Origin of the sequence: Chryseobacterium sp. WG14, from assembly GCF_024586945.1 — a bacterium.
Taxonomy (GTDB): Bacteria; Bacteroidota; Bacteroidia; order Flavobacteriales; family Weeksellaceae; genus Chryseobacterium.
In genome coordinates, this window is sequence record NZ_JALCZD010000008.1 from 20,962 (window position 1) to 44,380 (window position 23,419).

Consider the following 23,419-nt stretch of genomic DNA (forward strand, 5'->3'; position numbering starts at 1 on the left):
ATGAATCCAAGAGTTTTAGAATTAATAAAAAATCCGAAAAATATTCAGTCAGAAGATCTTCATCTTTTGAAAGAAGAGATTCACGCTTTTCCCTATATTCAAAATATTAGGGCACTCCACTTATATGGGGTACATCTCTATGACAAAGAAAGTTATCAGAAGGAGCTTTCCATAACGGCGGCTTATACCACAGATAAAAAAATTCTTTATCAGCTGATCAATGGAGTGATTCAGCAAAGCCCTAAACCTGGAATTACAGAAGAAAAGCAGGTTTCTGAAAACGCTCAGAAGCCAGTCCGGTATTCTTTTAATAAAGAAAAAATCTTTCCTATCAAAAGAGAGCCGTCTTCTGAAAAAGAAGTGGAGCAGGAAGAAGGCATTTCGTGTATGTTGCAGACCTCGCAAGGAGTTGAGCCTATTTATGTTAACGGTGAACGTAACAGAATTCTTTTTGAAGGAGAAGAGAATTTTCTTGATGAAGAGCATACTGAAAAGATTGATCTTGAATCTACATTGGAGTCAGGTACACTGGTTACGCAGAAGCCTGTATCTCAAACTGTGGCAAAAAATATAAAAGAGGAAGAAAAAGAAGAAAATGTAGGAGAAAATTTCACGCCGGAAACCATTATTACTGAAGATGAAATTTCTTCAGAGCCTGAAGCGGAAGAGATTGAGAAAGAAGAGGAAGTAAGCTTCCATGAAGTAGAAGCTATATTGCCGGAAGTTACCGTTGAAGAAGAGACTGTTCAGGAGCATGAAGAGGGAGAAGAAAATTTCACACCGGAAACCATTATTACTGAAGATGAAATTTCTTCAGAACCTGAAGAGGAAGAAGTTCAGAAAGAAGAGGAAGTAAGTTTCCATGAAGTAGAAACTATATTGCCGGGAGTTACCGTTGAAGAAGAGATTATTCAGGAGCATGAAGAGGAACAAGAAAATGTAGAAGAAAATAATAATGCGGTTTCTAATAATGAAGGGATTGCTGATGAACCTGAGGCTGAAATTAGTTTCCATGGAACAGATTCATTTATGCCGGATGTCAAAATTCAGATAAATGAAGAAGAAATAAAAGAAAACACAGCAATTTCCCAACCTAATGTAAACAAGCATGAAGACGAAATGAGACGTCTGATTGAAGAGGTTGAGAAAAAAATGAAAGAGGCTAAATCTGCTCCACAAGAGGAAAAAGAAGAGCCGGAAGTAGTTGCTGATCATGAAATAAGCTTTGCAGAAACTCAAAATTTCCATTTCTGGTCTACGGAGAAAGAAGAAGAACCTGCCAAAGATGAGGAAGTACTGTCAGCTTCAGGAGAAGAAAAACAAGAAACTCCTGAACCGGTAGAAGAATCTCATATAGAAGAGGTTACACAGGAAGAAAAGAAAACTCCTGAAATCCGGTCTGCATGGAAGCCAATGAGTCTTGAAACCAATATGCCGGATTCCTTACTCACTAAACCTGCAAAAGTTTCTGAACCTGAAATAGAAGCGTCCTTACAGGATGAAACTCCTACAGAAGTGGAAGTGAAAAGGGAAAATATCACAGCCGTTGAAGAGCCTGAAAATACAATAGAAGAGTCTGTTGCAGAAGTGGTACAGATTGTAGAAGAAGTTCCTGAACTGCCGGAAAATGAAGCTGAACATGCTCAGGAAAATGCTCAAAAAGGGGCAAAAGAAGAAGCTCCGGTGATGAATGTATCATTCTTTGGAACGGATATTTCGAGCCTGAGAGTTGCAGAAGGAAAGAAAGAAGCTAATGAAGATTCAATGAAAGAAGAAACAATGCAGGAAGTTCCGGTACAAAAAACAGTTCAGCCTGTTGTAGACAGCAATGTTCCTGGTTTTATCAATACATGGCAAAGCTGGCTGAAAATCGACAGACCGGAAGAGGCTGAAAAAGAAAAGCCTGAAAAGAAGATAAAAGTTATTGATAACTTTATTGAAAATAACCCTAAGATCAGTCAGTTAAAAGAAGAAAGCTCTTATGTTGTTAAGGAGAAGAATGACGATATCTCCCATTTGATGACAGAAACATTGGCTAACCTTTATTTTGAACAGAAGCTATATACTAAAGCAATAAAAGCATTCGAAATATTAATCAAGAAAAATCCTGATAAAAAAGAATATTTTGAATCTAAAATCAAGGAAATAAAAGATTTTAGAAGTAAAAACTAAAAAAAATGTGCTGTCTCCCGGACAGCACATTTTTTATAAGGTATCATGAGTCTCTTTACGGCCCCGTAACTTCCTCCAGGCTTTCCGTCCGAAGACAACCACCAAAATAATAAGTAAGACAGCTAAAATAGCTGCTACCACCGGCATAGCCATTGCAAGAATAGACATTACACCTGCTCCTGCAGTCTCAGTAGTTCCCACTATGGGATTTCCCAGACCTCCTGTTGTTGCTGTAGAGGCTGCACGTAGTCCCGCAAAACCGGAACTTATCGTTGCGGCTGTTCCCCCTCCTGCAATAAGAGCCAATGCCCACTGAGGGAAGGTTTCCAGGCCTGCAAACTGGCTGGCAAATAATACTGATCCGGCTACCGCAGCCATTGGAACAGAAACCGTATCCAGTAAATGATCTATAAAAGGAATATAATAGGCCAGGATCTCCGCGATGGTAGCAATACCGGTGGTAATGAGTGCCGGCAGGCCGGAAAGCCATTCAAAATTTTCACTCATGGGGATCCAATGGAAGTAAGAAGCCAGGCTTACAAAAAACATGGGAAGGAAGACCCGGAATCCTGTGGCGGCAGCCAATCCAATGCCGATAAATGCGCTGAGAATGTAAGAAAAATAGGGAACATGGTCTAACATATTAATTTTCAGATTTATTGTTTCCCTTAAAAGTACAAAAAGTATCCCAGTGATGAAAACTTAAATTCACAAAGGTATACAGGTCAAGATGCCCGAAGTATGGTGTCAAAAAAGGAAGAATATAAAAAAATAAAAATCTGCTTACCCTATACACCTGAAAGCTAAAAATAGCATGTACAGATTTTATTGAATAAGCAGATATTTGTATTGTATATATTGCCGTTATGGCTTTTTTTGTGCTTCGCAGAGCTTGATAAACTGGTCCTCTACATCCTGGTATTTTTGAGGCATTTCCGAAGAAACCCAAAACAGCATAGCAAGGGTTTTTTCTCCGAATGCCGTCTCGAATAATCCCTTGTTCAGACGGTAGCATTCTCTCAGAAGCCTTTTCAAACGGTTTCTGTGGACCGCTTTTTTAAAATATCTTTTAGAAACAGAAACCCCGAACTTGACGCTTTCTACCGGAAGATTAGGCTTATCTTTTAAAATGATTATTCTTAGATTTCCACAAGTTCTCCATTTACCTTTTTCGAAAAGTAAAGCGATTTCTATATTCTTTTTGAGTTTTTTAGCTCTGGGATATGTAAAATTTTGCATTAATCTTGTTTCAATAAATAATTGATGACTTCAGAGGCAGCATACAGACCAAAAATGGCCGGGATATAGCTTATGGTGCCATAGAAAGATCTTTTGTAATTAGCTCCATCGGTCATCTTAAGGCTTTCCTCATTTTGAAGCTCATTGGAGAAAACACATCTAAACCCTTTATTAATCTTTTCCTTTTTAAGTCTTTTTCTTATTTGTCTGGCCAGGAAACAGTTTTGTGTCTTACTGATGTCTCTTACCATGACCTTACTTGGATCGGTCTTTCCACCGGCTCCCATAGAGCTTACAAGTTTTATTTTCTTTCTTTTAGCAGCACGGATAAGGTATAATTTAGGAGTTACACTGTCTATACAGTCCAGGATATAATTAAACTTACCGGAATCAAGCACTTCATCCATTCTTTCAGGATTCAGAAACTCATTGATTTTAATTAATTTTATCTGGGGATTGATGTCCAGAAGTCTTTCTGCAACTACTTCTACCTTATGTTTTCCTATGGTAGAATGTAAAGCAGGAAGCTGCCTGTTGATGTTCGTAATATCTACAGTGTCGCCATCTACAATAGTCATATGCCCTACGCCCGCTCTTGCGAGAAACTCTGCAGCAAAAGAGCCAACACCACCCAGACCTACCACCAGGACATTTGCTTTTGTCAGCTTTTCCAATCCCTCATCTTTAACTAAAAGCTCAGTTCTCTCGAGCCAGTATTTATCCATTTTTTATAGTGTGTAAATTTTCTAAAATTTGTTCATTGACTTGTTCCAAAGAAATCCCCTTTATTTCTGAGACTTTCTGATATAATTCTTCAATATCAAAATCTTCATTGTCAGTTTCTAAAAAGAATTTATCTGATGGTATGTTCCTTAAAACATGCTGCAAAGATAAATTATACAAAACAGCTTTTCCAAAACTCAGATAAAAATTATGAGCCAGCAGATCTTCCGCAATTTTTTGTTTTTTGTTAAAACCATGAATAATCATAGCTTGTTCAGCCTTTTTTGTAAAAGAAATTACCTCATAAAACTTTCTGACACAGTGAATAATAATAGGCTTTTTTATCTCATTGGCTATTTGGATCTGTTTCAAAAAAACATCCTCCTGAATTTTCTGGTTAATCATCACCAAAGAATCTAAACCACATTCCCCAATAGCAAAACAATTTTGTGATACCGTATTTCTAACCAGCTTAAGCTGTTCTTCAATATGGTTAACATCAATGTCTTTAGGGTGAATTCCTATTGAATAAAGGGAATCTGACGGAATTTCTCCAATATTTACATTGTAAATTCCATATCTGATGTTTTTTTTATGGTGATGAAAATCAAAAAATTCCATCCTCAAAAATACGACTATTTAGAATTAATATAAAATTATTAAACAAACGTTTACAAATGTGTTAAAAATTTCTTAACTTTACTCAAAGTGCACTTCATGAAGAAAAAATTTACAGAAAAACAGATTCACATTTTAGATATTGCTGAAGAATTAATAGCAAAAAAAGGATACGAAGGAACTTCTGTAAGAGATATCTGTTCAAAAGCAAATATCAACGTAGCAATGATCTCCTATTATTTTGGATCTAAAGAAAAGATGATGTCTTATCTCTACCAATATAGAGTGCTGAAGACCAGAGAGAATTTTTCTGAATTTGCTGATACGATCAAAGAAGGAAAACCTGAAATGCAGATGAGAGAAATGATCAAATACATTGTATCACAGCTTTTCAAATACAATTATTTTCATGGTTTTGTTACCCAGGAACTTCGTCATACCGAAAACCTGAAAGATGAGCTGCTTGATTTCTACCAGCTGTTTGTAAGGAAACTGGATGAAGTCATAAAAAAAGGGGTGGCATCAGGCGTTTTTACTTTTACCCCAAAACCCGAAGATATTCTTACCATGATTATAGGATCCACTCTATTTGTGATCCGAAATAAAAACTTCTACGAGCTGTATGTCCCAAGTAAAAATGATGAAACCTATGCAAAAGAAGCCGAAAAGAAAGTAAGAATGAATCTTTTATTGAGCGTTTTTGCAATTTTGGGATACGCTGCAGACTAAAATTACGTTAAATATTCATAAAAAAAAATCTATTGACAAAAAAGTTATATTTTTGCAAATTAGTAAATCGGCTGTCTAATCCGAAAACTGTTGAATTTTTTATATGAAAAAATATATTTTAGGGCTGTTTGCTGTAGCAGTGGTTGCTTCATGTGCAAGCCGTCAGGAAAAAGCAATGAAGAGTGCTGACAAAGATTTTATCTTAAAAGCAGCGAATGACAACTTTGCTAAGAAAAAGTGGAAAAATGCACTGGCTCTTTATGACAGACTTACCAATCTGGTAGCAGGAACAGATGATTTTCCCAACGTAGGTTTCAATACAGCCTATGCAAACTATTACGATAAAAGTTATAAACTGGCGGGGCATCAATTTAAAAACTTTGCGGTCAACTTTCCAAAAGATCCCAGAGCAGAAGAAGCGGCTTATATGTCAGCATTATGCTACTATGAAGGATCAATGGATTATAACCTTGACCAGTCCAGTACAGAACTGGCAATTAACGAACTTCAGGATTTCCTTACCAACTATCCAAATTCTGAAAGATCTAAAAATATCAGCCAGCTTATTGATGAGCTGACTTATAAATTAGAGTTCAAAGCCTATGAAAATGCAAGACAGTATTTCAAAATGGGGCAGTATAAAGCCGCTACCGTAGCTCTTGAAAACGTGTTGGAAGATTTTCCAAGTACAAAACTCCGTCCGAAGATTTATGATTATATCATGAAATCCCGTTATGAGCTAGCCGCAAAATCTGTTTATGAACTTAAAGATGAACGTATTGAAAGTGCATTAACCTACACAAAGGTGGTAGAAAAAGAATTGCCTAATACGGAATACTCTAAAACGGCAATAGATCTACGTGCTAAATTGGAAAAAGAAAAGAAAGATTTCGCTGTTGTTAAAAAACAGGTAGAAGCTAGAGTTGCCACTTTGAATGCAAAACAAAAGAAAGAGGAAGCAAAACTGACTGAAAAAAATAAAACTGATCAACAAATCAAGGATCAAATCAGTAATGAAAAGAAAGCAATGCAGATCCAGAGGGATAGTGCGGCACTTAATACCCCTCCTCCAGCGGCGACTTTCAAAATTAAAAGATAATTCGTAAATTTGCCGTCTTATAAATAAAATAATTTTCTCAAAATGAGTGTAAAAGATACAAAAGCCGAAGTAAATACTATTACTTACGACAAAGATAAGATTGAAGATAAAGTAGGTTCAATCTACGAAGCTATTGTTATCATGGGAAAGAGAGCAGAGCAAATCAATGCGGAGATCCGTACGGAACTTCACAATAAATTAGACGAATTTGCCGTTCACAATTCTACATTAGAAGAAGTTTTCGAAAACAGAGAGCAGATTGAAATCTCTAAACATTACGAAAAACTTCCAAAGCCAACTTCAATCGCTATTGAAGAATGGCTAAATGAAGATATTTATTTCAGAAAAACAGAAGAAAGAAAATAATCATCTGTATTTTTATAGACAAAGGTCATAAAGGAACTGAGTTCTTTTATGACCTTTGTTGTTTTAAACCCTGATTGTGGGAAAAAATAAGTATTTTAGTATTTCAAAAAAATTAGAACTAAATGAGTGTTTCCGGTAAAAAGATACTTATCGCAGTTTCCGGAGGGATTGCTGCCTACAAAATTCATTTTCTGATAAGGGATTTTGTAAAGAAAGGTGCCGAAGTACAGGTTATTATGACTCCCGATGCTGAACATTTTGTGACGAAGTTAAGCTTGTCTACATTATCGAAAAAGCCTGTTTATTCAGACTTTTATGGAGATAATGGAAGCTGGAACAGCCACGTGGAGTTAGCACTTTGGGCAGATGTAATGCTGGTGACACCTTGTACAGCCAACACACTGTCTAAAATGGTTCATGGGATGTGTGATAATCTGGTTATTGCTACCTATATGTCTGCAAAATGTCCTGTATTTATTGCTCCTGCGATGGATTTGGATATGTATGTTCACCCATCTACAAAGAAAAACATAGAACTTGCAGAAAGTTTTGGGCATACAATAATTCCTGCAGAAAACGGAGAATTGGCAAGTGGACTTATTGGACAGGGAAGAATGGCAGAGCCTGAAACCATTTTTAATGCAGTTGAAAATTATTTTAACACTGAAGCTAAGGAAAAAAGTCTTGAAGGAAAAACGGTATTGATTACTGCAGGTCCAACATATGAGGCCATTGACCCGGTGAGATTTATAGGAAACCATTCTTCAGGGAAAATGGGATTCGCTTTAGCTGAAGAAGCGTCAAAGAGAGGAGCAAAAGTAATTTTAATTTCAGGACCTAGTGCCCAGGTGATTCATGATAAAAATGTGGAACTTCACAAAGTAACTTCTGCTAAAGAAATGCTGGCTAAAGTATTTGAGTTTTATGATACAATAGACATCGGAATTGCCAGTGCTGCCGTAGCAGACTATGCCCCTAAAGAAGTGGCTAAAGAAAAGATCAAGAAGAATGATGAAAATCTGACAATTGAGCTGGTGAAAAATCCTGATATCTTAAAAACAATGGGCGAAAAGAAAACCCATCAGTTTTTGGTAGGATTTGCCCTCGAAACACAGAATGAAGAAGAGAATGCCAAAGGAAAACTTGAAAAGAAAAATCTTGATATGATTGTTTTAAATTCTCTGCGCGATGAAGGTGCAGGCTTTAAAAACGATACCAATAAAATTAAAATATTTACCAAAACGGAAAAGACAGAATTTAACCTTAAATCGAAAGATGAAGTAGCCAAAGATATTCTCAACTTTGTGGAAGCTCAGCTTTTAAAATAATTTTAATAAATTTCCGTTCTCAATTTTTAACAGACAATGAAAAAAATTATAAGCTTATTTTTTCTGCTTTTTATATACAGCATCAGCTTTTCCCAGGAATTGCTGGCAACCGTACAGGTAAACTCCCAACAATTGGGGGGAAGTAACCAGCAAGCTTATAAGGCTTTGGAAAAAAGCCTCAAAGACTTTATCAATAATACCAGCTGGACAGGAAAAAAACTGCAGAATTTTGAAAAAATAAAATGTGGTTTCTCTATCGTTATCTCTGAAAGAACGGATAACAGATTTAAAGGAGCTATAGTAGTACAGGCTGTACGTCCTGTTTATAGCTCAAATTATGAATCTCCCTTAATAAACCTTCAGGATCAAAGATTTGCATTCGAATATATTGAAAATGAAAATCTTATATTTAATGAAAGACAGTTTTCCGGGAAGAACCTTACCGATGTAATCAGTTTTTATATTTATCTGATCTTAGGATATGATGCCGACAGCTTCCAGTCTATGGGTGGTTCACAATGGTTTTCAAAAGCCCAGCAGATCGCCCAGAATTCGCAGAACAGAAATTATGAAGGATGGAATACCGTCAATGAGCCAAGAAGCCGCACGATACTGGTTAATGAAATTTTGAATCCTAACTGGAGTCAATTACGCTCAGTAATTTACACCTATCACAGGGCAGGATTAGATAATCTCTTCAATCAGGATCAGGGAGGAGCCAAAAAAGTGATTTTTGATGCCCTGATGCAGCTGAAAATGTACGAAAACTCATTTCAGCAGTCATACTTCTTTAATACTTTCATGGATAATAAAAGTGACGAGATCTTCAATATTTTTAATTCAGGAAATAATGGTCCCGTCAATATTAATGATCTGAAGCAGACCATGATTATTATTTCTCCAAAAAATATTGATAATAAGTGGAATAAATGGAAATAAAAGAATTCAAACATTCAGCTATTGAATACTGAACACTAAAATTCTATATTTGCACTACTTAAAGTAACCAGCCCCTCATCCATGCTTTCGAGAATTTATATTAAAAACTTTGCCCTGATTGATACCCTTGAAGTGTCATTGAAAAACGGTTTGCAGGTAATAACCGGTGAAACGGGAGCTGGTAAATCTATTATTCTGGGTGCACTCAGACTTATTCTGGGTGAAAGGGCAGATGTAAAGTCAGTTTCGAACGCAGAGGAAAAAAGTGTCGTAGAAACCGAATTTGCACTGAATAATCAGTTTAAAAAATTCTTTATAGAAAATGACCTTGATTATGAACTTCAGACGATCATAAGAAGGGAAATTCTACCTTCGGGAAAATCACGGGCATTCATTAATGATGTTCCGGTCACCCTGGATGTGCTTAAAGAGTTTTCATCACAGCTGATTGATATTCATTCTCAATTTGAAACTTCCAATCTTTTTACTTCAGAATATCAGTTTAAAATAATTGACGGACTTTCTGAAAACAAGCAGATCATTGAAGAATATCAACAGGTATTTTCAGATTTCCAAAGTTTGAAACTGCAGCTTAAAAAGCTTCATACACAGCTTTCCGAAACCAATAAAGAAAGTGATTATAAAGACTTTCTGCTTAATGAGCTGGAAGAGCTGAAGCTGGATGAAGTAGATTACGAAGAGATGCAGAATCAGCTTGCCATTCAGGAAAATGCAGGAATGATTTCTGAAAATCTGGGTCAGATCTTATCGAGATTCCACCAGGAAGAAATCGGGATTTTATCTTTCTTTAATGAAGCAAAGAATAAACTGTCTAGGATTTCTGAGATTTCAACCAGCTTTGCTGAACTGGACCAACGGTTGGAAACTTCTTTTGTAGAAATAAAAGATATCATTTCCGAGCTTGAAAACGAAGCCGAAAATGTAGAAATTAATCCGGAGAACTTATTACTTCTTACAGAGCTTAATAATAAAATCAATGCCTTACTCTTAAAGCATAATGTATCAGACGTAAATGAGCTGATAGCAGTGAGGAATGAACTGGCGGGCGATCAGAAAGGCGCTTCAGAATTAGAAGCACAAATTATTGAAACAGAAGGAAATATTTCTGATAAAGAAAAAATACTCCAGGCTCTTTCTGAGAAACTTTCAAAAAACAGAAAAAAGAATGTGCCTATTTTTGTAAAAAAAGCAGAAACCCTTCTTAAAAAATTAGGTCTTGAAAAAGCAAAAGTAGATATAGAGCTTCTGGATATTCCTGAATTTAATGCATTCGGAAAAGAAAATATCCAGCTTTTATTTCAGGCGAACTCAGGATTTCCGTTACGACCTATTCAAACGGCTATTTCTGGTGGCGAAAGGTCAAGGGTTATGCTTGCTGTAAAGAAAATTATTGCAGAAAGTGATGACCTTCCGACTCTTATTCTGGACGAAATAGATACGGGTGTTTCAGGGAAAGTAGCTGAAGAAATCGGAAACCTTATGAGAGAAATGTCTAAAGACATGCAGCTTATCGTTATTTCTCACCTGGCACAGGTAGCGGCAAAAGGAAATGATAACTATAAGGTGGTAAAACAGGATGTTTCCGGAAGAACCCAATCTACAATTATTCCTTTAACAGAGGATCAAAAGCTAACCGAAATTGCCCAGCTGCTTTCCGGAAGTAAGATTACAGAAGCAGCTTTGGCACAGGCTAAAGAATTGATCGGTTAAAACTTTAACAGACTTGTAGATCAGCATTCTGTTACGTACCTTAATTCAAAAAAATAAGCATGAGTTTAGAATCGCAAAATGTTACGGATTACCCTAACACAAATACCATATTCATGGTTTGGAAGCTTAATGATGTTCCACAGCTGAAAGAGGTTTTCCAGGAGCTATGCGCGTTGGTTTTAAATCTTAATAATTCTGTTTTCAACAGATTTCCGGACAGCAGGGCCAGTTGTGTGATGGGAATTGGTTGTGAAGCATGGAAAAAGCTGAGCCTTCCGACACCTATGCCGAAAGAACTTGTGGACTTTGAAGAGATTAAAGGACTGAAACATACTGCCGTTTCTACTCCCGGAGATTTACATTTTCACTTAAGAGCAGACAATCAAAGTGTTATTTTTGACATGGGTATTGAGATATCCAAATTATTAAGTTCTGTGGCGGAAAGTATTCTGGAAGTTCATGGATTTAAATATTGGGATGCAAGGTCTATTCTTGGTTTTGTAGACGGAACAGAAAACCCACACGGAGAAGATCGTGATTATTTTGCGAAAATTGGAAATGAAGATTCCCAATATCAGGGAGGAAGCTATCTCTTTGTTCAGAAATATCTTCATAATATGGATGCCTGGAAAAGCCTTTCTACAGAAGACCAGGAAAAGGTAATCGGGAGGTCAAAAGATAAGGATATTGAAATGTCTGATGAAGTGAAACCGTCAAATTCACATATTGCGTTAGCGAATATAGAAGGGGAAAATGGCGAAGAACTTAAAATTGTAAGAGACAATATGCCTTTCGGAAATCCTTCCACGAATGAATTTGGAACCTATTTCATTTCTTATGCAAGTACTTTTAGCACCGCGAAAAAGATGCTTACAAATATGTTTATTGGCAATCCTCCGGGAAATTATGACCGGATTTTAGATTTCAGTACCGCGGTAACAGGAACACTTTTCTTTGTTCCAACCAGAAATATGCTTGACGAATTTTCAGGATAATATAAATAAAAAAGGCTGCTTCATCATTGAAGCAGCCTTTTATCAATTACTTACAGAGATGATATCAGATGATAATCTCAATCACACATTCCAATAGGAAGTTGGCACATGACAGTCTGGGAGCAGGGATAATCTGTTTGTGCTACGCAGCATGCAGAATATCCGTTATAATAGGCAGGATATTTAAATCTCCCCTGGCAGTTTGAAGCTAAATTTCCTCCTAGTACTTCCCTTAAGTTTTGTCTCTTTAATTTCGTTAAGTTTTTCATGGATTTTGTTTTGAAACTATATCACTAATTTATGAAAAAATAATATGCGAATCTGAATTTAATAAAAAATTGTTAGTCAGTATTTTGCATTACCAAAAAAGCCCGGGAATTCCCAGGACTTTACTGATATATATTCTGTTTTTAACATTATTTCAGGCTTCCCACCATGTCTTCAGGTTTTACCCATTCGTCAAATTGTTCGGCAGTTAACAAGCCCAGATTCACCGCTTCTTCTTTTAAAGTGGTCCCGTTTTTATGGGCTGTTTTTGCAATTTTTGCGGCATTTTCATAACCAATATGAGTATTGAGAGCGGTTACAAGCATTAAAGATTTGTCGACAAGCTCTTTAATTCTCTCATGGTTAGGTACAATTCCAACCGCACAATGATCATTAAATGAAATACATGCATCGGCAATCAGCTGGGCAGATTGTAAGAAATTGTAAGCCATAACAGGTTTAAAAACATTAAGCTCATAATTTCCCTGAGTTCCTGCAAAAGAGATCGTAGTATCATTTCCTAAAACCTGAGCACAAACCATAGTCAAGGCCTCATTTTGAGTAGGATTTACTTTTCCCGGCATGATAGATGATCCAGGTTCATTTTCAGGAATATGGATTTCACCAATTCCAGATCGGGGTCCGGAAGCCAGTAACCTGATGTCCTGTGCAATTTTGAATAATGATACGGCAAGCTGTTTTAAAGCACCATGACTTTCAACAATAGCATCATGAGCAGCAAGGGCTTCAAATTTATTTTCAGCAGTAATAAAAGGCAGGTTGGTAAACTTTGCAATATGCTCGGCTACTTTTACATCATAGCCGTTTGGCGTATTCAATCCGGTTCCTACTGCTGTTCCGCCAAGTGCAAGTTCAGAAAGGTGAGGCAGGGTATTTTTTAAAGCTCTTAATCCAAATTCCAACTGAGCAACATATCCTGAAAATTCCTGCCCAAGAGTAAGGGGAGTAGCATCCATCAGGTGAGTTCTTCCGATTTTTACAACGTCCTTGAATGCTTTGGATTTTTCAGATAATGTATTTTTTAATTTTTCTACAGCAGGAATCGTTACTTCCACTACTTTTTTATACGCTGCAATATGCATCGCTGTAGGATAGGTATCATTGGATGATTGAGATTTATTGACATCGTCATTTGGGTGAATTTCAGATTTTTCTCCTAAAGTACCCCCATTATTGACATGTGCCCTGTTGGAAACAACTTCATTGACATTCATGTTTGACTGGGTTCCTGAGCCGGTCTGCCAAATAACCAGTGGAAACTGATCATTGAGCTTGCCCTCCAGAATTTCATCACAGACTTTAGCAATCATATCTCTTTTTTCAGCGGGAAGAACTCCCAAATCACTATTGGCGTACGCTGCTGCTTTTTTCAAATAGGCAAATGCCTCAATGATTTCATGTGGCATTGAGCCCTCAGGACCTATTTTAAAATTATTTCTGGAACGCTCTGTCTGTGCTCCCCAAAGTTTATCTGCAGGTACCTGCACTTCGCCCATGGTGTCTTTTTCTATTCTGTAATTCATTGTGATTGAAATTTTTATAAAGTTACTGATAACACCAGAATTTCGCAATTTATAATCATTATAAATATCAATTTTAATGACTGATTTTACTCATATTTTTTACGGTAGCCGTATTTTTGCGCAAACAAAAAATTGAATGGAATTTAGATATCAGGATCCGTATCCAATTCAGAAAGATGATACGGTGTATAAAAAGCTTACATCAGATTATGTAAAAGTTGAAAAATTAGGAGACAGAGAAATCTTAACTGTAGATCCTAAAGGGTTGGAATTACTTGCTGAGGAAGCTATGGCGGATGTTTCTTTTATGTTGCGTTCTTCTCACTTAGAGAGTCTTAGAAGAATTATTGATGATCCTGAAGCTACAGATAATGATCGATTTGTTGCTTATAACTTGCTACAGAACGCTGCAGTAGCTGCTGAGGGAGCTCTTCCTTCTTGTCAGGATACAGGAACAGCAATTGTAATGGGTAAAAAAGGAGAAAATGTATACACAGGAGTAGACGACGGTGAGTTTTTAAGCCGTGGAATTTTCAATACCTACCAAAAAAGAAACTTAAGATATTCTCAGGTAGTCCCTTTAACCATGTTTGACGAGAAAAATTCAGGATCAAACCTTCCGGCACAGATTGATATCTATGCTAAAAAAGGAGATTATTATGAGTTCTTGTTTTTAACAAAAGGAGGAGGTTCTGCCAATAAAACATTTCTGTACCAAAAGACAAAATCTTTACTGAACGAAAAGTCTCTTGAAGAGTTTGTCAAAGAGAAAATTTCAGATCTTGGAACGGCAGCCTGCCCTCCGTATCACCTTGCTTTAGTCATTGGAGGAACTTCTGCAGAAGCGAACCTTGCCGCTGTAAAGAAAGCTTCCGCTAAATATTATGATCATCTTCCGACAGAAGGAAATGAAGCCGGGCAGGCGTTCAGAGATCTTGAATGGGAAGCTAAAGTTCAGAAAATATGCCAGGAAAGTGCTATTGGAGCACAGTTTGGAGGGAAATATCTTACCCATGACGTACGAGTGATCAGACTTCCAAGACACGCTGCTTCATGTCCGGTAGGAATGGGAGTTTCCTGTTCTGCAGATAGAAACATTAAAGGAAAAATTACAAAAGAAGGAATTTTCCTTGAGCAACTGGAACAGGATCCAAAAAGATTCTTACCAGTTACACCTCCTCATTTGGAAGAAGCCGTGGAAGTTGATTTGAATAAGCCTATGCAGGATATTCTAGCTGATCTTTCAAAATATCCAATCAAAACAAGACTAAAATTAAATGGTACTCTTATCGTGGCTAGAGATATCGCTCATGCTAAGATCAAGGAACTGATAGATAGTGGAAAACCAATGCCAGAGTATTTCAAAAACCACCCGATTTATTATGCCGGGCCTGCAAAGACTCCGGAAGGAATGGCATCAGGAAGTTTCGGACCTACTACTGCTGGAAGAATGGATGTGTATGTTGACGAGTTTCAAAGCCATGGCGGAAGTATGATTATGCTGGCTAAAGGAAACAGAAGTAAAGATGTTGCAGATGCATGTAATAAATATGGAGGGTTCTATCTTGGATCTATCGGAGGGCCTGCAGCTATCCTTGCAAAGGATAATATTGTATCTGTAGATGTAGTGGATTTCCCTGAATTGGGGATGGAAGCCGTAAGAAAAATTGAAGTAAAAGACTTCCCTGCATTCATTATTACAGATGATAAAGGAAATGATTTCTTCGCAAATCTTGCCCACTAGTTAGTTTAAAATTAAAATAAATTATAAAATAGAGCCTATATCTTTTGTGTAAAAAAGAAAAAAGCTCTATTTTTGCCTAAAATCTAAAGAGAATGATAACTATTTTATCAGCATTTTGGCCGTTCTACCAGTTCCTATGGACTGTATTCTTTATTACTATGTTCTTAGTAGGGTTCTGGTGTATTTTTATGTTCTTCGGATTGGTCATTCCAATGTGGCTTACGGAAGGTTTGAAAGAATACTTTGGAAAAGTAAAGGCTTTCGATCCTGAAGATATCAGAAGAAAGAATATTTATGAGCAGGAAGGTGTAGAGGTTCTTTACAACCAGCCTAAGGGTAACGGACCTTTCATTCACGATCACGGACATCATCATTAATTGATTGTCATTGCTTTTTCACCTTAATTCTGAAAAAGTAATATCAAAGCAAAACAACATATATAAACCGCTTAATTTTTTAGGCGGTTTTTCTATTTGTTATTTCTCAAATTTTCAGGAGCAACACCAAATTTCTTTTTAAAGGCGCGTGTAAAATTCTGTACATATTCATACCCGCATTCAATAGCGATTTCTTTGATCATTACATCACTGTTGGTAATCAGTTTTTTCGCCTTTAGCATTCTTAGTTCAGAAATATAATGGGAAATGGTCATATGATACTGGGTTTTGAATTCCTGCCGGATTATATTCTGATTAATCCCGAGTAGTTTTCCTATTTCTTCAGCCTTTATATTGCTGTGGTAATTTTCATCCAGGTATTTTTTGATCATTTCCGGAGTCCCCGGTTTTGATGGTCCCCTGTTTTTTTCATGGAACTGCTCAAATACAAGAATAAGAAGCTTAATAATCTTTGCCTCGATAAACAACTTCTGAATAACACCTTTCTTTGGAGAATCTATGATTTCTTTAAGAATCATATGCATTTCAACGGTCATGCTGGGAGGTGTTTCTTTATGCAGATAGATGAAATTATTCGTGATCATATTTTCCAGTATATCCGTGCTTTCCTGGCTGGATTGAGGATTAATAAGGTTGACAATATACTGATAGTCAATCCGGATCAGTAAATATTTGAGTGCTTCCTGACTGTCACAGCGTAATTCAGCTTTATTTTCTTCAGAAGAATAATAAAGGATGTATTGATTTTTTCTAAAAACCATTGGGAGCAGGCAGACAGATTTTTCAAGATAAATGTCTGACCCCAACAGGAAGAGCAGAGTAAAGCTCGATCCAGCTTCCAGTATTGAAGTTCTTGAATATCGTTCGGAACAAAATTCTATGCTAATATTATCTGAGGCAAACAATATCTTTTCTCCATTTAAATAACTCATAATCAGCATTGTTTTTAATAATATTCATATATAACTCCTATACCGGATAACTAAAAGTTGGGAAATGATAACTCTGAATTAAACGGGAAAGCTACTTTTGTGCAAAATTAATTAAATTTAGAATAATTAAAAATAATATTGATTATGTTTGAAAATCTATATTTTTCGATGAGAAAAATAAATGTGGGAATGATGCTGATATTCATTGCTTTGAATAGTTTATATGCACAGGGAAATCCACAAAACTGTACCAATACAGATCCTGGAAATAATCCTGGAGATGTAGGATGTGTGAAATTTACATACCGTGGCCAAACAGTTTCTTATACTACGGTAAGAGGAAATGATGGAAAAATATGGCTGCAGCAGAATCTGGGAAGTTCTAAAGTAGCCTCTTCTCTGGATGACGAAGCTTCATATGGTGATCTTTTTCAATGGGGAAGATGGGATGATGGACATCAGGAAAGAAATTCTGCCACCGTTTCTGCTCCAACCCCTAACAGACCGGATGGTTTAGCAGGAGTGAGCTCGTACATTATAGGAACACCCGCGTGGTGGTCCACTCTTGAGCCTACTGATGAATGGACTGCAAAGAACATAGATGGGCTAGGAAAAACAGTGGGTGTAGACCCATGCAAGGCAATAGGTGCTGATTGGAGAATGCCAACACAGACAGACTGGGCAAGTATTGTTAGCCTTGAAAGTGTTACGGCTCCCGCAAGTGCTTACAGCAGTCATCTGAAATTGCCTGCAGGAGGATATCGCAGTTCTTCAGACGCTAGTTTTACTTTTGTAGGAAAGAGAGGATATTTTTGGAGTTCGGATATATCCGGACTTGGAGGGAAATATCTGTACGTAGGGACCATAAGTGCGAATGCTTCAGCAGGGGCACCCAGAGGGCAGGGGGCATCGGTAAGATGTATTAAACCTACCTCGGAACTTGCTACTTCGGAGGTAAGACTCAATCATAACAACATAGGGGTTTATCCCAATCCAACAAAAGGAATTCTGACCATTAAAGCAGCTTCCACAATTGAAAGTATAAACATAACAAATACGGTAGGACAAAAGATGGACGCCGGGTTTTTAAATGATCAGATGAATATGACAGGACTTCCGGACGGTTTATACATTGTAGAAATAAAATTAAAAAACGGACAGACGGTTTCTAAAAAGATTATTAAAGGATAAGCAGTCTTCTTGTAGAATCACTGTATTCCCTTTACATAAAATAGTTCACTTCAATTACAATTACTTTTATTAGGGAGGCTTATGAAATTTTTCATAAGCCTTTTTTATGCTGCGTTTGTAAATCGTAAAAACGGCTTTTGCATATTGAAAAAAATAGTCTACTTTTGCAGTAGATTTATCAAGAAAGGTGGAGGGATTTGGCCCAAAGAAACCTTAGCAACCTACACAATTCCAACAGTGTAAAGGTGCTAATTCCAACCCGATGGGGGAGATAATTGAAGTCAATATTCTTATATGAATTCCATTTCTTGAAGTCTTGTGTGTCTGAGGATTGATTCTCGGAATGTATAATAATTTTTGCAGGAACAAAAGATGAAAAAAGTAAGCATAGCTGTATTATTGCTTGGTGCCATTGGGATCGCTGCCCAGGAACAGGAAGAAAAAGGAAAACAAATTGAAGATATTATCATCGTAGGCAACCGAAATGTTAAAAGGACAAAACTAGAGACGCCGGTTCCTGTAGATGTTATTAATATCGATAAAATACAGAAAGCATCCCCACAAATAACGGTTCAGGATTTATTGAACTATGTCATTCCCTCATTTAATTCTGTAAGACAGTCTGCTTCTGACGGAACCGAGCATATTGATCCAGTGACATTGAGAGGAATGGGCCCGGATCAGGTCTTAGTATTGGTTAATGGGAAAAGAAGACATACCACTTCTTTGGTCAACTATCAGAATACAGTTGGAAATGGTTCTGTGGGAACAGATTTGAGTACAATTCCTGTTATTGCTATTGAAAAAATTGAAGTATTAAGAGATGGAGCAGCGGCACAGTATGGCTCTGATGCCATTGCGGGAGTAATCAATATTATTCTCAAAAAGAATGCAGGCGCATCAGCAAGTATTACCTACGGATTAAGCGGAAGGAATGATGGGGACACCTACCAGGCAGGAGTTAATTACGGGGCATCATTAGGAAAAAAAGAAGGTTACGTCAATCTTTCGTTACAGCTAAGCCACAGAGGAAAAACAACAAGGACTCAAAATCATGATTTAGATATTTTCGGAAATAATTTTGCGTATCCTTTCGCTGATGATCCTGAGGCCGCAAGAGCTGCAGATGATGAGGAAATTAAAAAAAGGGGTTTAACCCGTGATTACTTCAACTTTCAGATTGGAGACGCACAGATCAAGCAGGCGCAGCTGTTTTTTAATTCAGAATATTCTTTTAATAACAATTTTAAACTTTATTCCTTTGGAGGCTTCAGTATTAAAGAAGGAAAAGGATATGGTTTCAGAAGGCTTCCCAGTGAAACGTTTAATGTTGTTTCATCCATTTATCCCAATGGATTTCAGGCGGAGCTGGGATCTCAGGTATATGATATCTCTTATGCCGTCGGAGCAAAATATAATGTAAACAACTGGCTTTTTGATGTAAGCAATACGTTTGGAAACAATACGTTCAATTATAATGTAAGCAATACGAATAATGCTTCTTTAGGAGCAAAATCGCCGACCCGATTTTATGCCGGAGCACACAGTTTTCTGCAAAATACCCTTAATCTTGATGTTTCTAAAAATATAAATAACTTTAATATAGCATTTGGAGGTGAATTCAGATTTGAACAATATCAGATCAAATCCGGAGATCCTGCATCTTATACTCAGTATGATGTTAACGGAAATGTAGCTGGTACGGGATCAACAGTGATCGGAGCAGGAGGATCGCAATCATTCATTGGCTTTTCACCGGATAATACTTTAAAAAAAGACAGGCATTCTACAGCGGTATATGCTGATATATCTTATGATTTGGATAAAAAGCTGAATATTGATGCAGCAGCAAGGTTTGAAAACTATTCTGATTTTGGAAATACCCTGAATGGAAAACTAGCCGTACGGTATGAGTTTATAAAAAATTATGCTGTAAGAGCAGCAGTAGGAACAGGTTTCAGAGCTCCTTCCCTACAGCAGCAGTATTTCAATAATTCTTATGCAGATATTTCAACTTCAGGATCTACGATTGTAACCAAAGGGATTTTTAATAATGACAGTAAAGCTGCACAGGTGCTTGGATTTGATAAGCTAAAACAGGAAACCTCTGTCAATGGAAGCGTTGGATTTACTTTAAAGCCGGTGAAAGGCCTATTCATTACTTTAGACGGATACTTCATTAAAGTGAAAGACAGGATTGTCATTACAAGTAATATTACAGATTCCAGGTTATCAGACCCTGATGTAGTAGGCGTGGGAAAAGAGGTCGAAAGCGGAAGATTTTTTGCTAATGCTATTGATACCGAAACCAAAGGAGTGGATCTGGTTATTTCCTATGACTGGAAGTTGGGAGACGGAAACCTTAATATAAACCTTGCCGGAAATTATACAGAAACAAAAATTACAGATTTTCATTTTCCTCAAAACTTAGAAACTCCTCAGAATGAATTTTTTGGACCCGACCAGATCAATATTATTGAAACTTTATCACCCAAAACAAAGGCCTCATTAGGATTGAATTATGGGATTGGAAAGTTTAATTTTCTCGTAAGAAATACCTATTTTGGTAAAGTAATAAGGGACGGATATCCTTTTGGAAGCGTTCAGGAATTTTCGCCGAAGGTGATTACAGATGTCAGTGTAGGATATGATATTACAAAAAATATCAACTTTACCGTAGGTGCTAATAATGTCTTTGATGTATTCCCTGATCGTCAGATTTATGAAAATTCATATTATGGAGTATTTAAGTATGCTCCTGTACAAATGGGAACTTTGGGTAGCTATTTCTTCGGAAGGCTTAATTTTAATTTTTAATCATCAATGAATACTCCTTCACATCAGATCGGCTGGAAAACAGCTGCAGCTATTGTGGTTTCCAATATGATAGGAACCGGAATTTTTACAACACTGGGATTTCAGTTGTCTGATATTACAAATACCTACAGCATCTTTCTGCTATGGAGTATTGGTGGAATTCTGGCATTATTCGGGGCTTTTTGCTATGCCGAATTAGGATCTCATTTTAAAGGAAATGGGGGTGATTTCATCTATCTCAAAGAAACCTATCATCCGTTATTCGGATACCTTATCAGCTGGATATCTTTGATTATTGGTTTCTCTTCCCCGGTGGCTTTAGCGGCGTTAGCCATGTCAAAATATCTCTCAGTATTTCAATACACGTTTGGAAATGGTTTTGCCATCGCAGTGATTTTTATCGTAGCGGCTGCCTTATCCTTTAGTTTAAAAGCTTCAAGTAGATTTCATAATTTTTTCACGTTAATCAAAATCACTTTTATTATCGTTTTGGTTATTTTGGGTGTAGGACTTTCAGAATCTGCCCAAATGGGAAACAGTCTTAACTTCAGTGACAGCTGGCAGAATGAAATCATGCTTCCTGCTTTTGCTACTTCTCTGGTTTTTGTTACCTATTCATATACCGGTTGGAATTCAGCATCTTATATTGCCGGAGAAATCAAGGATGTACAGAAAAACCTTCCCAAATCTCTGATTATAGGAACTGTTTTTGTGACAGTAAGCTATATTTTAGTCAACTACATTATGCTGAAGCACGCTTCAGTGGATCAGTTGGCAGGAAAAGAGGATGTAATGGGTGAAGCTGCGGTTAATATGCTGGGCTCTGCTTTTGGAAAAATAGTGAATATCTTTATTGCCTTACAACTGATTGCAACCATTAGTGGCTATTTATGGGTAGGTTCGAGGCTTACTCAGGCTTTTGCGAAGGATACCTATCTGTGGAAGCCTCTTTCAGCAGGCAATAAAAAAGGAATCCCGGTAAGAGCTGTTTTTGCTCATGCTGTTATTGCTTCGGTAATTATTTTAACAGGAAGTTTTAAAGAGATTTTCGTTTATACAGCATTCATTCTTCAGTTATTTGCCAGTCTGGCTATTTCTACAGTATATTTTCTTAAAAAAGAAGACCGGAAAATATTTAAATCCAATGCTTTTTATATTTTCCCCACTGTTTTTTTACTGTTCAGTATTTATATCCTTTATTTTACTTTGATTCACAATCCTAAGGAAAGTTGTATTGGGTTGGGAATTGTAGCAGTAGGAATTACATTGTACTTAATCGATAGAAAACTTTCTAAAAGAAATAAGCCGGAAACTGATGATTCCAAAAGTGAATAAGTGAATTTGTAAATTGACCTTCTGATATTGTACTCTATTGTTCAAAAATTTATGCTGATTTGTAATTTTAATTTTGAATTAATAATCCTTATCTTTGCACCCACAAAAATTCTATAATGTCTAAATCATTAATTCCAAAATTAGAAGCTATAAAACAGAGATATAATGAGGTTGCAGACCTTATTATACAGCCTGATGTCATTTCAGACCAAAAAAGATATTCTTCTTTGAACAAAGAATATAGTGATTTGGGTAAAATTGTAAAGGTTTATGATCAGTACAAAGGAGCCTTGGATGCTATTGAAGAATCTGATGAGATCATTGCTGATGGTTCGGATAGAGATTTGGTAGATCTTGCAAAAGAAGAAAAATTAGAAGCCCAGGCTAAGATTCCCGGTTTGGAGGAAGAGCTGAAAGTATTGCTTATTCCTAAAGATCCTGCAGATGATAAAAACATTATTGTAGAATTACGTGCCGGAACCGGAGGTGATGAAGCAGCTATTTTTGTGGAAGATATCTACAGAATGTACTCCATGTACTTTAAAACAAAAGGATGGAGACATGAAGTGACAGATTCTAATGAAGCTGCAAAAGGCTACAAAGAACTGATCATGAAGGTGGAAGGTGAAGGTGTTTACGGAATTATGAAATTCGAATCAGGAGTTCACCGTGTACAGCGTGTACCGGAAACAGAATCTCAGGGAAGAGTTCATACCTCTGCCATTACCATTGCTGTTTTACCTGAAGCTGAAGAAGTGGATGTAGAGATTAACCCGGCTGATATTGAAATGCAGACTTCACGTTCAGGAGGTGCAGGAGGTCAGAACGTTAACAAGGTTGAAACTAAAGTTCAGCTTACACACAAGCCTTCAGGTCTTGTAGTGGTTTGTCAGCAGGCCCGTTCTCAGCTCGCTAACCGTGAATTGGCAATGGAAATGCTTCGTGCCAAATTATATGATATCAAATTGCAGGAAGTTCAGGGAGATATTGCCGCTCAGAGAAAAACAATGGTTTCTACAGGAGACCGTTCTGCAAAAATCAAAACATACAATTACCCCCAGGGAAGAGTAACGGATCATAGAATCAATAAATCTATGTATAATCTTGATGCCTATATGAATGGAGATATTGCAGAAATGATAGATGCTGTAATCATGGCGGAAAATGCAGAAAAGATGAAAGGAGAAGAAGAAAATTATTAAAATATTTAAAAATAAAAGTAAAGCCTCCGATTTTTTGGAGGCTTTGTTTT

21 protein-coding genes and 1 riboswitch are annotated in these 23,419 nt (G+C 36.9%); of the genes, 14 read left to right on the forward strand and 7 right to left on the reverse strand.

Translation table 11 applies throughout. The features are described from left to right. Nucleotides 1–2,172: a tetratricopeptide repeat protein gene (locus MP478_RS14145; protein ID WP_257200798.1), complete on the forward strand. Its 2,172-nt coding sequence runs from the start codon at nucleotides 1–3 to the stop codon at nucleotides 2,170–2,172. A gap of 33 nt (nucleotides 2,173–2,205) precedes the next feature. Here MP478_RS14145 and MP478_RS14150 read toward each other — a convergent pair whose 3' ends face one another. The 4 genes from MP478_RS14150 to MP478_RS14165 all read right to left on the reverse strand — a co-directional run bounded on the left by MP478_RS14150 (nucleotide 2,206) and on the right by MP478_RS14165 (nucleotide 4,755). After that, nucleotides 2,206–2,814 carry a DUF4126 domain-containing protein gene (locus tag MP478_RS14150; RefSeq protein WP_230032764.1) on the reverse strand — a complete coding sequence of 203 codons (609 nt, stop codon included), beginning with the start codon at nucleotides 2,812–2,814 and terminating at the stop codon, nucleotides 2,206–2,208. Nucleotides 2,815–3,036: 222 nt separating this feature from the next. After that, nucleotides 3,037–3,411, reverse strand: a complete 375-nt coding sequence (rnpA, locus tag MP478_RS14155) for a ribonuclease P protein component (RefSeq protein ID WP_257200799.1) — start codon at nucleotides 3,409–3,411, stop codon at nucleotides 3,037–3,039. Beyond that, the gene (locus MP478_RS14160) at nucleotides 3,411–4,136 is read right to left on the reverse strand and encodes a tRNA threonylcarbamoyladenosine dehydratase (protein ID WP_257200800.1); all 726 of its coding nucleotides are present in this window, start codon (nucleotides 4,134–4,136) and stop codon (nucleotides 3,411–3,413) included. The genes rnpA and MP478_RS14160 overlap by 1 nt, the downstream gene beginning before the upstream one ends. Further along, nucleotides 4,129–4,755, reverse strand: a complete 627-nt coding sequence (locus MP478_RS14165) for a TatD family hydrolase (protein WP_257200801.1) — start codon at nucleotides 4,753–4,755, stop codon at nucleotides 4,129–4,131. The genes MP478_RS14160 and MP478_RS14165 overlap by 8 nt, the downstream gene beginning before the upstream one ends. A 96-nt stretch (nucleotides 4,756–4,851) precedes the next feature. Between MP478_RS14165 and MP478_RS14170 the strand changes: the two genes are divergently transcribed. The 7 genes from MP478_RS14170 (at nucleotide 4,852) to MP478_RS14200 (ending at nucleotide 11,939) form a co-directional block, all read left to right on the forward strand. Then, nucleotides 4,852–5,481 (forward strand): TetR/AcrR family transcriptional regulator, encoded by a 630-nt coding sequence (locus MP478_RS14170; protein WP_230032758.1) that lies wholly within the window; start codon nucleotides 4,852–4,854, stop codon nucleotides 5,479–5,481. Nucleotides 5,482–5,584: 103 nt separating this feature from the next. Further along, complete coding sequence (locus MP478_RS14175) at nucleotides 5,585–6,580, forward strand: outer membrane protein assembly factor BamD (protein ID WP_230032754.1); 996 nt, start codon at nucleotides 5,585–5,587, stop codon at nucleotides 6,578–6,580. Nucleotides 6,581–6,622: 42 nt separating this feature from the next. Beyond that, nucleotides 6,623–6,946, forward strand: coding sequence for a DNA-directed RNA polymerase subunit omega (locus MP478_RS14180; protein ID WP_027378789.1), 324 nt, complete (start codon nucleotides 6,623–6,625; stop codon nucleotides 6,944–6,946). 122 nt (nucleotides 6,947–7,068) lie between these two features. Next, nucleotides 7,069–8,274 carry a bifunctional phosphopantothenoylcysteine decarboxylase/phosphopantothenate--cysteine ligase CoaBC gene (coaBC, locus tag MP478_RS14185; protein ID WP_230032752.1) on the forward strand — a complete coding sequence of 402 codons (1,206 nt, stop codon included), beginning with the start codon at nucleotides 7,069–7,071 and terminating at the stop codon, nucleotides 8,272–8,274. Between the two features lie 36 nt (nucleotides 8,275–8,310). Next, nucleotides 8,311–9,213 (forward strand): DUF4835 family protein, encoded by a 903-nt coding sequence (locus tag MP478_RS14190; RefSeq protein WP_230032749.1) that lies wholly within the window; start codon nucleotides 8,311–8,313, stop codon nucleotides 9,211–9,213. A gap of 81 nt (nucleotides 9,214–9,294) precedes the next feature. Further along, a complete protein-coding gene (locus MP478_RS14195) occupies nucleotides 9,295–10,944 on the forward strand; it encodes a DNA repair protein RecN (RefSeq protein ID WP_257200802.1) in 1,650 nt (549 codons plus the stop codon). Nucleotides 10,945–11,003: 59 nt separating this feature from the next. Then, nucleotides 11,004–11,939, forward strand: a complete 936-nt coding sequence (locus tag MP478_RS14200) for a Dyp-type peroxidase (RefSeq protein ID WP_257200803.1) — start codon at nucleotides 11,004–11,006, stop codon at nucleotides 11,937–11,939. A gap of 77 nt (nucleotides 11,940–12,016) precedes the next feature. Here MP478_RS14200 and MP478_RS14205 read toward each other — a convergent pair whose 3' ends face one another. Together MP478_RS14205 and fumC are read right to left on the reverse strand one after the other, a co-directional pair. Continuing rightward, a complete protein-coding gene (locus MP478_RS14205; protein WP_257200804.1) occupies nucleotides 12,017–12,208 on the reverse strand; it encodes a hypothetical protein in 192 nt (63 codons plus the stop codon). Nucleotides 12,209–12,355: 147 nt separating this feature from the next. Beyond that, nucleotides 12,356–13,750 carry a class II fumarate hydratase gene (gene fumC, locus MP478_RS14210; protein WP_257200805.1) on the reverse strand — a complete coding sequence of 465 codons (1,395 nt, stop codon included), beginning with the start codon at nucleotides 13,748–13,750 and terminating at the stop codon, nucleotides 12,356–12,358. A 136-nt stretch (nucleotides 13,751–13,886) separates the two neighbouring features. Between fumC and MP478_RS14215 the strand changes: the two genes are divergently transcribed. Both MP478_RS14215 and MP478_RS14220 read left to right on the forward strand, forming a co-directional pair. Continuing rightward, a complete protein-coding gene (locus tag MP478_RS14215; RefSeq protein ID WP_257200806.1) occupies nucleotides 13,887–15,494 on the forward strand; it encodes a fumarate hydratase in 1,608 nt (535 codons plus the stop codon). Nucleotides 15,495–15,586: 92 nt separating this feature from the next. Then, on the forward strand, nucleotides 15,587–15,871 hold the full coding sequence (locus MP478_RS14220; RefSeq protein WP_174772367.1) for a hypothetical protein: 285 nt from the start codon (nucleotides 15,587–15,589) through the stop codon (nucleotides 15,869–15,871). 92 nt (nucleotides 15,872–15,963) lie between these two features. On the opposite strand, the gene MP478_RS14225 is transcribed toward MP478_RS14220, so the two are convergent. Beyond that, nucleotides 15,964–16,824 (reverse strand): helix-turn-helix transcriptional regulator, encoded by an 861-nt coding sequence (locus tag MP478_RS14225; protein ID WP_257200807.1) that lies wholly within the window; start codon nucleotides 16,822–16,824, stop codon nucleotides 15,964–15,966. Between the two features lie 168 nt (nucleotides 16,825–16,992). Here MP478_RS14225 and MP478_RS14230 point away from each other — a divergent pair, with 168 nt between their 5' ends. The 4 genes from MP478_RS14230 to prfA all read left to right on the forward strand — a co-directional run bounded on the left by MP478_RS14230 (nucleotide 16,993) and on the right by prfA (nucleotide 23,369). Continuing rightward, a complete protein-coding gene (locus MP478_RS14230; RefSeq protein ID WP_257200808.1) occupies nucleotides 16,993–18,015 on the forward strand; it encodes a T9SS type A sorting domain-containing protein in 1,023 nt (340 codons plus the stop codon). A 172-nt stretch (nucleotides 18,016–18,187) separates the two neighbouring features. Continuing rightward, a riboswitch (SAM riboswitch) is annotated at nucleotides 18,188–18,293 on the forward strand. 94 nt (nucleotides 18,294–18,387) lie between these two features. Next, nucleotides 18,388–20,832, forward strand: a complete 2,445-nt coding sequence (locus MP478_RS14235; RefSeq protein WP_257200809.1) for a TonB-dependent siderophore receptor — start codon at nucleotides 18,388–18,390, stop codon at nucleotides 20,830–20,832. Between the two features lie 6 nt (nucleotides 20,833–20,838). Further along, nucleotides 20,839–22,167 carry an APC family permease gene (locus MP478_RS14240; RefSeq protein WP_257200810.1) on the forward strand — a complete coding sequence of 443 codons (1,329 nt, stop codon included), beginning with the start codon at nucleotides 20,839–20,841 and terminating at the stop codon, nucleotides 22,165–22,167. A 116-nt stretch (nucleotides 22,168–22,283) separates the two neighbouring features. Further along, on the forward strand, nucleotides 22,284–23,369 hold the full coding sequence (gene prfA, locus MP478_RS14245; protein ID WP_047491851.1) for a peptide chain release factor 1: 1,086 nt from the start codon (nucleotides 22,284–22,286) through the stop codon (nucleotides 23,367–23,369). Nucleotides 23,370–23,419 lie beyond the last annotated feature (50 nt).